The sequence below is a fragment of the Polaromonas sp. YR568 genome (assembly GCF_943369415.1).
Lineage (GTDB): Bacteria > Pseudomonadota > Gammaproteobacteria > Burkholderiales > Burkholderiaceae_C > Polaromonas.
Genome location: NZ_CALRNF020000068.1, coordinates 1 through 9,900, shown reverse-complemented (window position 1 = coordinate 9,900; position 9,900 = coordinate 1). Strand labels below are relative to the sequence as shown.

Annotated in this window: 11 protein-coding genes and 1 pseudogene; 5 read left to right on the top strand and 7 right to left on the bottom strand. The window is 65.4% G+C overall.

What is annotated here, in order from left to right; all coding sequences use genetic code 11:
• Positions 1-331, bottom strand: a pseudogene (locus tag ACLV74_RS24965) (cytochrome C552); the annotation flags it as partial.
• Positions 332-340: 9 nt separating this feature from the next.
• Positions 341-1,567, bottom strand: a complete 1,227-nt coding sequence (locus ACLV74_RS24960; RefSeq protein WP_411882115.1) for a molybdopterin-dependent oxidoreductase — start codon at positions 1,565-1,567, stop codon at positions 341-343.
• A 159-nt stretch (positions 1,568-1,726) separates the two neighbouring features.
• On the opposite strand from ACLV74_RS24960, the gene ACLV74_RS24955 reads away from it, so the two are divergent.
• Positions 1,727-2,146: an FKBP-type peptidyl-prolyl cis-trans isomerase gene (locus ACLV74_RS24955; protein ID WP_411882114.1), complete on the top strand. Its 420-nt coding sequence runs from the start codon at positions 1,727-1,729 to the stop codon at positions 2,144-2,146.
• Positions 2,147-2,149: 3 nt separating this feature from the next.
• Here the strand turns inward: ACLV74_RS24955 and ACLV74_RS24950 are convergent, their stop codons facing one another.
• Entirely contained in the window at positions 2,150-3,025 is an 876-nt protein-coding gene (locus ACLV74_RS24950) for an alpha/beta fold hydrolase (RefSeq protein WP_411882113.1), read from the bottom strand.
• A 226-nt stretch (positions 3,026-3,251) separates the two neighbouring features.
• Between ACLV74_RS24950 and ACLV74_RS24945 the strand changes: the two genes are divergently transcribed.
• Complete coding sequence (locus ACLV74_RS24945; protein WP_411882112.1) at positions 3,252-4,241, top strand: LLM class flavin-dependent oxidoreductase; 990 nt, start codon at positions 3,252-3,254, stop codon at positions 4,239-4,241.
• A gap of 203 nt (positions 4,242-4,444) precedes the next feature.
• Positions 4,445-4,963, top strand: a complete 519-nt coding sequence (locus ACLV74_RS24940; RefSeq protein WP_411882111.1) for a hypothetical protein — start codon at positions 4,445-4,447, stop codon at positions 4,961-4,963.
• A gap of 98 nt (positions 4,964-5,061) precedes the next feature.
• Here the strand turns inward: ACLV74_RS24940 and ACLV74_RS24935 are convergent, their stop codons facing one another.
• The 3 genes from ACLV74_RS24935 to ACLV74_RS24925 form a co-directional block, all read right to left on the bottom strand.
• Positions 5,062-5,700, bottom strand: coding sequence for a hypothetical protein (locus ACLV74_RS24935; RefSeq protein ID WP_411882110.1), 639 nt, complete (start codon positions 5,698-5,700; stop codon positions 5,062-5,064).
• A gap of 255 nt (positions 5,701-5,955) precedes the next feature.
• Positions 5,956-6,519, bottom strand: coding sequence for a DUF2242 domain-containing protein (locus ACLV74_RS24930; protein WP_411882116.1), 564 nt, complete (start codon positions 6,517-6,519; stop codon positions 5,956-5,958).
• Positions 6,520-6,591: 72 nt separating this feature from the next.
• Complete coding sequence (locus tag ACLV74_RS24925) at positions 6,592-6,966, bottom strand: RcnB family protein (RefSeq protein ID WP_411882109.1); 375 nt, start codon at positions 6,964-6,966, stop codon at positions 6,592-6,594.
• 163 nt (positions 6,967-7,129) lie between these two features.
• Between ACLV74_RS24925 and trxC the strand changes: the two genes are divergently transcribed.
• The gene (gene trxC, locus ACLV74_RS24920) at positions 7,130-7,567 is read left to right on the top strand and encodes a thioredoxin TrxC (RefSeq protein WP_411882108.1); all 438 of its coding nucleotides are present in this window, start codon (positions 7,130-7,132) and stop codon (positions 7,565-7,567) included.
• Here the strand turns inward: trxC and ACLV74_RS24915 are convergent.
• Positions 7,564-8,379, bottom strand: coding sequence for an MBL fold metallo-hydrolase (locus ACLV74_RS24915; RefSeq protein ID WP_411882107.1), 816 nt, complete (start codon positions 8,377-8,379; stop codon positions 7,564-7,566). The two genes, trxC and ACLV74_RS24915, sit on opposite strands and share 4 nt — an antisense overlap.
• Before the next feature lie 138 nt (positions 8,380-8,517).
• Here ACLV74_RS24915 and ACLV74_RS24910 point away from each other — a divergent pair, with 138 nt between their 5' ends.
• The gene (locus ACLV74_RS24910; protein ID WP_411882106.1) at positions 8,518-9,177 is read left to right on the top strand and encodes a GDSL-type esterase/lipase family protein; all 660 of its coding nucleotides are present in this window, start codon (positions 8,518-8,520) and stop codon (positions 9,175-9,177) included.
• Positions 9,178-9,900 lie beyond the last annotated feature (723 nt).

Here is a 9,900-nt window from a genome sequence, read left to right as displayed (position 1 = left end):
CGCCGCCATAAGTCACCGCCAGGTATTCGCCGATCTGCGCCACGTCGCTGTCGCTGAGCGGCGCGGCATAGGCATGCTCCATCTTGCGCACCTCGGCGGTCCATTGGCTTGCCGTCATGGCCGGCGGCTGCTGGCTGATGTAGTCGGCCGAATGGCAGATGCCGCATTTCTGCATGGCGATCTGGTAACCGGCCAGCTTGGACGGCTTGAGCCTGGCGGTTTCCAGCGGCAGGGTCACGGTTTGCACGGCTTGCGCCATGACGGCGCCGCAGCCCAGCGCCAAGGCGACTGCGGAAAGAACGCGTGCGGCGATTGAATTCATGGTGTTCATGGCGACTTCCTAGACCGCCAGCAGGCGCGTGGTTTCAACTACGTTGCGCGCATAACCGCCGGGGTTCCAGCTGGCCGTGGCGGGCTGCACCTCGCCCTTCACATTGGTGGCCCGCACCAAAAGCTTGAACTCGCCCTTGCGCGGCGGCGTCACGCCGAAGCTCCACTCGCGAAACGAGAAGCGCCCCAGGTCCTTGCCCAGCGTGGCCTCGCGCCATTGCTGCCCGTCTTCGGACACCTCGACCTTGCGGATGCCGCTGCCGCCGTCAAAGGCAATGCCCTTGAGCTGAACCGGCTTGCCCGCCGGCACGCGCGCGCCGCCCGCCACGCTGGTGAGGAAGGAGCGCACCGGCAGCGTGGTGATGGGCCGCGTCGCCGTGGGCGCGGTGCCGGCCGGCACGCACTGGCATTCGTTGTCGGGCACGCGGTAGGCCGTCGACATGAAAAAACCCTCGAAGCCGTGGTCCATCACGACGATCTCGCTCAGGTGCTTGACCCAGTAGGTGCCGAAGTAGCCCGGCACGATGAGCTTGATCGGGTAGCCGTTGAGGAAAGGAATGTCGGCGCCGTTCATGGACCAGGCCACGATGGGCTCGGCGCTGAGCGCCAGGTCGATGTCCAGGGCCTTGATGAAATCCGGCGTCTGCGGCAGCACCGGTGTGTCCAGGCCGTTCATGGCCACTTGTTTGGCTCCTGGCAGCACACCGGCTTTTTCGAGCACGGCGCGCAGCGGCACGCCGACCCAGCGCGCATTGCCCATGGAACCGTTGCCCAGTTGCGCGCCGAAGACCCGCGGTTCAAAGAAACCACGGCTGTTGCCCGAGCACTGGTTGACAGCCACCACCTCGACCGGCGCGGCCAGCGCCTTGAGTTCGTCCAGCGAAAGCGACAGCGATTGCTTGACATGCCCGCCCACCCTGAGGCGGTAGGCCTTGGCGTCTATGCGCTTGGGGATGTTGGCCAGGTGGTAGCGCACGAAGAAAGCATTGTTGGGCGTGATCGCCCCTTCGCTGAAGGCGCTGAAAGGTGTTTCGAGGTGCGGCGGCCGCGTGGTGACGCGCAGCAAAGGGCGCTTGCCCGGGTAGGTCACCAGTTCGCGCTCGCCATTGCCGAAAGGCAGCGTTTCATGCCCCGCCGCCAGGCCCTGAAGCGGGAAGGCGCCCATGGCCGCGGCGCCCAGGCCTGCGCGCTGCAAAAAAATTCTCCTGTGGGCATCGTGCTCATCGCGGTGGTTCATGGGGGGCGTCCTCTTGAGGGGGATGAAATTGCCGCAGGGCGGGCGATGCGGTCGCCCCATGATAGGCCAGCCGGCGCCACCGGGGGCAAGGCAGGCACCGGGGCCATAATCAGGCCAGACATCCCCGATTACCTCATCAGCCATGAAAGCATGACCTCCATGAAGACATTCACCGCCGCGCTCATCGCACTCGCCTCCTTCGCCTCCTTTACCGTTTCCACCGCAGCCCTCGCCGCCGCACCGGCCGAAACCCTGCCCAGCGGCGTGAAGATCGTGCACACCACCGACGGCACGGGCGCGCAGCCCAAGGCCACCGACACCGTCAAGGTGCACTACCGCGGCACGCTGGCCGACGGCAAGGAATTCGACAGCTCCTACAAACGCGGCGCGCCCGCCACCTTCCCGCTGAACCGCGTCGTGCCCTGCTGGACCGAAGGCGTGCAGAAAATCAAGGTCGGCGGCAAAGCCACGCTGACCTGCCCGCCCGCCACCGCGTATGGTGACCGCGGCGCCGGCGGCGTGGTGCCGCCCAATGCCACGCTGACCTTCGACATCGAGCTGCTCGCGATTGAGAAGTAAACGCTAGAAAGCAGCGTCGAGCGCCGCAAGGAGGGCCTTGTCAAAGGCCTGCGCGCGCTCGAACTGCACCCAGTGGCCGGCATCGTCTATCAGCGCCAGGCCCCTGAAATCCACAGCCCGCGCCAGGGCCGCCTGCAGCGCATCGAGCTTGCCGCGGTACAGCGCATCCTCCCGCCCATAGATCGCCCGCACCAGGCAGCGCACGCCGGCCAAGGCCTGCGCCAGCGCGTCGGTGCGCGCCAGGCTGCGGCCTTTCATGCGGTCGCGCAGCACGTTGGCGATGTGCAGGCGCAAAGCCAGTTCGTTGATCGCCTCTTCGCGGTGCAGCATCAGGACCGCGAGGTTGTGGCGATGGATCACGTCCCGCTCGCCGGCGTCGGTGACGTGCCGCCAGGCGCGCAGGCGCAGCGTCTGTTCCCGCGCCACGCCCAGGCCCGGCGCGCCCACCAGCACCAGGCGCGCCGCGCGCGCGGGAAAGCGCTGCGCCACAAAGCCGGCCACCATGCCGCCAAAAGAAAACCCCACCAGGTCGCAGGCCGCTTCGCCCACCAGCACGGCCAGGCCCTGCTCCACCGGCTCGGGCAGCACGTCGGCGTCGGTGCCATGCGGCGGCGCCGCCGAATCGCCGAAACCGGGAAGATCCGGCACCAGCACCCAGCGGCCTGATGCGGCCAGCGCGGGAATGTTGCGCAGCCAGTGCATCCAGCTGCCGCTGCCGCCGTGCAGCAGCACCAGCGGCGCCAGTTCAGGCCGGCGCGTCGCCTGGCCCCAGGTGTGCCAGACCATGGTGCCGGCGCCGCAGGGGGTTTCAAAACGGCTGGCCGTGGCCAGCAGCGCCAGCGCCTCGGGAGGCAGTTGAATATCCGGGAGATCGCTCATGCAGGGTTTATACCCTGCCACCCGCGCGGCCATCGTGAAGCTCCTAAACTGGCCCGGCACCCCACAACACCTCCATGCCTGCAAACCCAACGGATTCCGCTTCACTCCCTCTCCCCCTGGGAGAGGGCTGGGGTGAGGGCCAGCGGCATTCAAGCAAACACGGCTCAATACCCAGGGCCGCAAGCCCTCATCCCCACCTTCTCCCAGAAGGAGAAGGCGCAAAAACATGATCCCCTTCTCAGTCCTCGATTTATCCCCCATCGTCACCGGCTCCACCGCCACCCAGGCCTTCCACAACACCCTGGCCCTGGCCCGGCATGCCGAGCAGCTGGGCTTCAAGCGCTTCTGGCTGGCCGAACACCACAACAACCCCGGCATCGCCAGCGCCGCCACCGCGGTAGTGATTGGCCACGTTGCGGGCGGCACACACACGATTCGCGTCGGATCGGGCGGCGTGATGCTGCCCAACCATTCGCCGCTGGTGATTGCCGAGCAGTTCGGCACACTGGCCTCGCTCTACCCCGGCCGCATTGACCTGGGCCTGGGCCGCGCGCCCGGCACCGACCAGCTGACCGCCCGCGCGCTGCGCCGCGACCACCAGAACAATGCCGATACCTTTCCGCAGGACGTGCAGGAGCTGCGCCACTACTTTGAAGACGTGGAGCCCGGCCAGAGAATCCGCGCCGTGCCGGGCGCGGGCCTGAAGGTGCCGCTGTGGATTCTGGGCTCCAGCCTCTTCGGCGCCCAGCTCGCCGCCGCGCTGGGCCTGCCCTTTGCCTTCGCCTCGCATTTCGCGCCCGACATGCTGATGCAGGCGCTTGAAATCTACCGCGACCGCTTCGAGCCCTCAGAGCAGCTCGACAAACCCTACGCCATGGTGGCCGCCAACGTGGTCGCCGCCGATACCGACGAAGCCGCCCGCTACCAGCTCACGTCAGTCCAGCAAGCCATGACCAACCTGCTGCGCGGAACACCCGGCCCCATGCCGCCGCCCATCGACGACATCGAAGCCTACTGGTCGCCCGCCGAAAAAGCCGGTGCGCAGCGCATGCTGCGGTATGCGGTGGCGGGCGCGCCCGCGACGGTACGGGAAGGGCTGCGGTCTTTTATTGCCGAGACTCGGGCGGATGAGTTGATGGTGACTACGCATATTTTTGATCCGGCTGTTGCGAGGAGGTCGTTGGAGATTACCGCCGGAGTTCGGGATAGTTTGTAGTTGCTCCCGGCAGGTGTGCCCTCTGCCAAGGCTTGCTGGCCGGGGTCGCCCGGCCAGCCGCCCTCAGCAAAGAGCACAGAGCAAGCGCGCAAACCGGCGCAAGACCCGGCAAATATGGACACCCCTCTCTAACCCGTTAGGTCGCCCTCACTAGCCAAAAAAGGCAAGATGGCCCATCACCAAAGCCTATTGAAGGAATCACCATGAGCGCCAAAAACCTCTCCACCGTTGCCACCGACCTGATCGGCTCTTACGGCAATACCGTCCTCAACGTCATCCATGCCTACCGCGCAGGCGGCGAGCGTGTGGTCAGCCTGCTGGAGCAGCGCTGGAACAAGGCGCTGAAACAATCGCGCACCGAATTGACGGCTGAAACGGCGAAGAACGCCTCGGCCGCGCAAGCCGCTTTCAGCGCCTACTACACCAAGGGCTTGCTGCTGACCACCAGCGGCGCCGAGCAGGTCGTGAGCCAGCTCGTGAAAGTGGCGGAAGCCGGCGTGGAACGCGCCGCCGCGAACGCCGCGCTGTTTGAAGAAAAAACCGGTGTGACCACGCTGAACACCCTGGCCCAGGCCACCGCGCCCGGCGCACTGGCTTTGAGCAAGCTGGCCGCGCAGATCGAGCAGAAGAGCGCCACGCTGGCCGGCAAGATTGCCGGCGACCACAAGGCAGCGACCAGGCGCAGTTCGGCTTACAGCCAGCGCCGCGCCAAAGCCGCTTAATCACTTCGCCCTTTAAAACAAAACCCCGGCCGGCGCCATGCGCTGACCGGGGTTTTTTAATGCTCAAGGCCTTGATGGGCCCTGGCGAACCCGGATGCTTAACCGCGCGGATTGATGAGGCGCTCCACCTCATCGCGCAAGGCGGTCAGTTGCGCGCGCAGGTTGCTGCGCTCCTGCGGCGTCACCACGCCGTCGGACCGGTAGGCGGCTTCCTGGCGCTCGATGGCCTGCTCGCGGGCCTGCAGACGGCCCGCTTCCTGCAGGCTCAGGCGATGGGTGCGCACGCCTTCGTCAATGCGGCGGCTGATGTTGAACTCCTGGCTGTCGATGGCGCCCAGCCTGTCGCCGGGCCGTCCCACGGCGACGGTGCGGTCGTTGGCGATGGCGCGTTCAACCTCCGCGCTGAGCTGGGCCATGTCATTGCGCAACTGCTGGCGCTCCTGCGGCGTGACGCGGCCGTCGGATTTGTAGGCGGCTTCACGGTTCTGGATGTCGCTGTCGCGGCGGTAGAGCTGGCGGGCTTCCGAAGGCGTGATGCGGCCGGACTGCAGGCCCTGGCGGATGCGGTCGCTGACGGCTTGCTGGGCGTTGTCGATGCCCGGCGTCTGCACCGCGCCGGGCGCGTACACCACATGAGGCGGATATGCGGGACCTGGCTGCGCCATGGCCGGTGCGGCGGCCAGGCCCGCAGCCAGCGCGGTGGCCAGAAGGGATGCGGTCAAGAGTTTCGATTTCATGGGGGCTCCTTTGCTCAATGAGTGAACCGGCAAACCCGCAGGCAAAAACTGGAAGGCCTGAAGGCTTGCTTTCCGAAACACCGGCCGGGATGGCCTCGTGCTTCAGTGATTTCATGGTGGAGCCCCAAAGTCAACGCTGTGTAAGGCGCAGGTAGGGCGCGTGTAATGCGGGCCTGGTTTTACGCCCGGTTTACCGCGCGGCATGACGGGGTATCAGGATGTACAGGAGGCCTTACACGGCGCGTCGGAAATGGCTTACCTGACGCCTGGAGGCAAGTCATCGACCGTCGCCAGATAGCGGCTCACCAGGTCAAAGAAGCCTTCGTAAAACTCGTCCGACGAAATCGTGACGCTGCCGACTTTCACCATCGAGTCATTGCCCGAGGTGAACGGCAAGGACACCGAACCTATGGCGCCCACGCCCAGGCTGGCGGAGTTGTTGCTCTTTTTGAGCTGGTAGCTGTCCTGCAGCGCGGTGACAAAACCGAGGCTGATTTTGCCGTCGGGGCTTTCGGGCGCGCACACCACGCGTATCACCATCTGCAGGTGCGACTCGGCCTCCGGCTGGAAGCTCTTCTGGCCTTCGACCAGGTCGCTGCTGGCGGTGTTGATGATGTAGCCTTGGCTGAGCAGCGCGCGGCGCGAGGCCTCGCAGGTCTGCGCGGCAGTGGCGTCGAACAGGCGCGAATAGGTGGCGGTGGAGCCGAACTTTTCCTGCAGCGGAAACGACTTGACGCCGCTGCCGCAGGCCGTCAGAACCAGGGCCAGGCCCACGGAGCCTGCAAGCAGGGCCGCACGCGGAACGGCCCGGTAGTGCATCTGTGGCGGTTTCAAATTCAATACGCTCCTTGCAACTTGAAACAGGGCCGGTGTGGCCCCTTTCACCCGAGTTTACTGGCCCAGGTTGATCTGGAAAATGATACCGCTAGTGTTCTGCACCAGCACATAGTCTCCGCCGGTTTGCACCCAGTGGTAGCCGGCCGGCGGCGCGCTCAGGCGGTGGCCGCGCCAGTCTTCCACCCAATAGCCTTTGGTGCGGTACTGGGCGGGCAAATGGCCGCCCTTGTAGAAGTTGTGGTCGGGGCCGGCGCCGCGCCCGTCGTTTTGCGCGTGCGGCGGGGGGCCGTGGCGCTTGCCGGGCTTGTGGTTGCCGTGCTTGTTCCCGTGGCCGTTGCCGTGGTTGTCATTGTCCCTGGCCATGGCAAGCCCGCTGAAGGCAAGGGCTGCGGCGGCCAGGACGGCCAGCAGGGTTTTGTGATTCTTCATTGAAATCTTTCGTGGTGGAGAAACCCGATTGTTCTCCCGCGACAGGCCGGCACGCGTAGGCTAAGGGCGCGTCTGTAAGTCTTTACGCCGCGTTTGCAGCAGCCTGGCCGCAACTGGGGGCCACCGTGCTTGAAATACCCGCGCCGGCCCCCAGTTGCGGCGGATGTCCGACCCACTCCATATCGTCTGCCCCCATTGCCACACCACCAACCGTGTGCGCGCCGAGCAACTGGCCAGCGAGCCGACCTGCGGCAATTGCAAGAAGGCCTTGTTCGTCGCGCACTCCACCGCGCTCGACGAAGCGGCCTTCGACAAACACATCGGCCGCAACCAGATCCCGGTGCTGGTCGACTTCTGGGCGCCCTGGTGCGGCCCCTGCAGGCAAATGGCGCCGGCTTATGAACAGGCCGCCGCGCAACTGGAGCCCCAGGTGCGCGTGGCCAAGGTCGACACCGAGGCCGTGCCCAACCTGGGCGCGCGCTTCAATATCCGCAGCATTCCCACGCTGGCACTGTTCAAAAACGGCCGCGAGGTGGCGCGCCAGGCGGGCGCCATGGGCGCGGCGGACATCGTGCGCTGGGTGCAGGCGAATTCGCGTTAAGCCACGCCCGCTGGCGCGGCCTTCGCCGGCACGGCAATGGCTGCGGTGGGCAACTGGTAGTGCTTTTCGTCGAACAGGTCTATGCCGCACATCAGCGACTCGGCCCAGTCAAAAAACTGGCCTATGGCCGCGCCTTCGAGCGGCGCGCCATGCTGCGGCACCAGCATGCGGATGTCGAGCTGGCGCGCCATGCGCACCCACAGGCGCATGACCTTGTTGGACACCATGTAGCGGCGGTGAAAGCCTTCCATCAGGCGCAAGTGGCCTTTGCCGAGGTCGGTCACCGGCACCTGGGCATCGCGGCCCGAGGTGATGGAAACGCCGAGGTCACCGGTGAAAAGAATGCGGCTGACCGGGTCGTAGAAATGGAAGTTGCCTTCCGAGTGCAGGAAGTGCGCGGGCAGCAGCCACAGCTCGCTGCGGCCCAGAGGCAGTCGCCCGCCGGCGTCGGCCACGCCGATCACGCGCCTGTCCGTCTTGCCCACCTTGGTGAAATGCGGCACGAAGCGCTCCCACACGCGCGAGATCACCAGCTGCGCCGGGGTGGAGGTGAGCCAGCGGTCCAGCGAGGCGATGATGTCGGGGTCGGCGTGCGAGGCGATGATGTAAGACAGCTTTTGCGGGCTGAAGTGGCGCGACATGCCGAGGAAAAGTTCATTGAAGGCCAGGTTGCCGCCCGGATCGATCACGGCGCCCGTGCCGTTGTCCACGATGAGGAACTGGTTGGCTTGCACGGCCTGGTTGTCCTCCTCGACGAGGTCGGTAAACATCAGGCAGGCATGCTGCCCGTCGCGGTAGAGTTCGATTGGCATGGAAAGGGCGGCACGCGCCGGGGTGGGGAAACCCCGGACTTTAGAAGGCCTGCCCGCCGCCACGCTTGATACAGGTCAAGCGCTGGCAAAATCCGTCCATCCCCTTCCCATCGACACCGCAGCACCGGAGCCCGTCCCATGCACGCATCTTCCGATCACAGGTTTCAACGCCGGCTGCTGCTGGCCGGCATGGCGTCGGCGCTCGTGCTGGCAGCCGGCTGCTCAAAGAAAGCCAAAACCCAAGGCAAAACATTGCCCAAGGAGGCCGTGCTGCTGTGCCTGGGCGATTCGCTGACCTACGGCTTCGGCGCGACGGCGGGTGCCGGCTACCCACAGCATCTGGAGCAGCTGACGGGCTACGTCACCAAAAACGCCGGCATCAACGGCGACACGGCCGAAGGCGCGCTGGCGCGGCTGCCCGCCCTGCTGCAGGAGAACACGCCGGGCCTCGTGTTGATCTCGATAGGCGGCAATGATTTCCTGCGCAACCTGCCGCTGGAACGCACACGCGCGGCACTCAAAAGCCTGGTGCAGACGGCGGCCGCGAGCGCGCAGGTGGTACTGGTCGCGGAACCCAAACCCGTCGCACTGTCGGCCATGACCAATTCACTGAAGGACCACGAGGTGTACGCCGAAGTCGCGAAGGAAACCGGCACGCCGCTGTTCAGCGACGGCTGGTCTTATGTGCTGTCGCGCAGCGAACTGCGGTCGGACCAGATTCATGCGAATGCTGAAGGCTATAAGGTGTTTGCGGAACGCCTTGCCGCCTGGCTTCGGGATATGAAGTTTTTGGCCTGACGAGACCTGGGCGTGGCTCTCTCTGCATAGGCTTGCTGGCCGGGTCTCGCCCCGGCGGGCGACTTACTTTCTTTTGCTTCGCCAAAAGAACGTAAGCAAAGAAAAGGCGACCCTGGCTCCTGCGTCCCTCCGCTTCGCTACGGGCAACCTGCGGTGCTCGGTTCAGGCGGGGTCTCGCTAAACTCGCTGCGTTTCACTCCGCTCAAACAACGCGATCCCTGATCCGCCTGAACCTGCGCTCCTCGGCGCATCCACAAGGGGTGGGGAAGAAATACCAATACCGAATACCTGAAGAAACAAGGACACGCCATTGGCGTGTCCTTGTTTGTATTTGTCTTCCTTCTTATCCCCTCTCCCTCTGGGAGAGGGTTAGGGTGAGGGCCAGCAGCCTTCGCACCCGCAGCCACACATCAACCGCCGGCGGCCCTCACCCCTGCCCTCTCCCAGAGGGAGAGGGAGTAATTCATGGCCACAGCATCGCCGCCAGCTCTTGCCCTGCCCCCCCCTTTTGTCCCCGCCCCGCTCCCGATTGCCCCTTGTGGATGCGCCGAGGAGCGCAGGTCCAGACGGATCAGGGCAAAAACTTGTTTGAGCCGCAGGCGAGTTGTTTTTGACCCCGGCTGGACCGAGCACCGCAGGTTGCCCCGGAGCGAAGCGCAGGGGACGCAGCAACCAGGGTCGCCTTTCTTTTGCTTACTTTTCTTTGGCGAAGCAAAGAAAAGT

Excerpts from the sequence above, each read along its gene's own strand:
- ACLV74_RS24960 (WP_411882115.1), bottom strand. The coding sequence starts at position 1,567 with ATGAACCACCGCGATGAGCACGATGCCCACAGGAGAATTTTTTTGCAG.
- ACLV74_RS24955 (WP_411882114.1), top strand. The coding sequence starts at position 1,727 with ATGAAGACATTCACCGCCGCGCTCATCGCACTCGCCTCCTTCGCCTCC.
- ACLV74_RS24950 (WP_411882113.1), bottom strand. The coding sequence starts at position 3,025 with ATGAGCGATCTCCCGGATATTCAACTGCCTCCCGAGGCGCTGGCGCTG.
- ACLV74_RS24945 (WP_411882112.1), top strand. The coding sequence starts at position 3,252 with ATGATCCCCTTCTCAGTCCTCGATTTATCCCCCATCGTCACCGGCTCC.
- ACLV74_RS24940 (WP_411882111.1), top strand. The coding sequence starts at position 4,445 with ATGAGCGCCAAAAACCTCTCCACCGTTGCCACCGACCTGATCGGCTCT.
- ACLV74_RS24935 (WP_411882110.1), bottom strand. The coding sequence starts at position 5,700 with ATGAAATCGAAACTCTTGACCGCATCCCTTCTGGCCACCGCGCTGGCT.
- ACLV74_RS24930 (WP_411882116.1), bottom strand. The coding sequence starts at position 6,519 with ATGCACTACCGGGCCGTTCCGCGTGCGGCCCTGCTTGCAGGCTCCGTG.
- ACLV74_RS24925 (WP_411882109.1), bottom strand. The coding sequence starts at position 6,966 with ATGAAGAATCACAAAACCCTGCTGGCCGTCCTGGCCGCCGCAGCCCTT.
- trxC (WP_411882108.1), top strand. The coding sequence starts at position 7,130 with ATGTCCGACCCACTCCATATCGTCTGCCCCCATTGCCACACCACCAAC.
- ACLV74_RS24915 (WP_411882107.1), bottom strand. The coding sequence starts at position 8,379 with ATGCCAATCGAACTCTACCGCGACGGGCAGCATGCCTGCCTGATGTTT.
- ACLV74_RS24910 (WP_411882106.1), top strand. The coding sequence starts at position 8,518 with ATGCACGCATCTTCCGATCACAGGTTTCAACGCCGGCTGCTGCTGGCC.